This is a genomic window from Burkholderia sp. SIMBA_051 (assembly GCF_046534915.1).
GTDB lineage: Bacteria > Pseudomonadota > Gammaproteobacteria > Burkholderiales > Burkholderiaceae > Burkholderia > Burkholderia ambifaria.
This window is the reverse complement of the sequence record NZ_JAWRXS010000112.1, coordinates 1-334: the sequence shown is the minus strand read 5'-3', so window position 1 is coordinate 334 and position 334 is coordinate 1. Positions and strand designations below refer to the sequence as shown.

The 334-nt window shown below is 61.7% G+C and carries 1 protein-coding gene; it reads left to right on the top strand.

The features are described from left to right. A partial coding sequence (locus SB771_RS33785; RefSeq protein ID WP_410721890.1) for an ATPase, T2SS/T4P/T4SS family occupies window positions 1-334 on the top strand: 334 nt, incomplete at both ends.

The following is a 334-nucleotide window of genomic DNA, read 5'->3' as shown; positions in this document are numbered from 1 at the left end:
GTCGGTAATACGGGGTCCGGCAAGACCAGTTTCATGAAGACCTTGTGCCGCTCGATTCCTGCGACCGAGCGGATCGTGACGATCGAGGACGTGCGGGAGCTAGTCATTCGGCACGTCGAGAACTGCGTGCATCTTCTCTACAGCAAGGGCGGGCATGGTCACGCGCAGGTGACGCCAGCAGACCTGATTGCAAGCGCGATGCGCATGCGACCGGATCGCGTGCTGTTGGCCGAACTGCGTGGTGCCGAAGCCTACGACTTCCTGAAGCTGCTGACGACCGGACACGCGGGGTCGATCACGAGCTATCACGCGCCCAATGTGACCGTCGCGATTG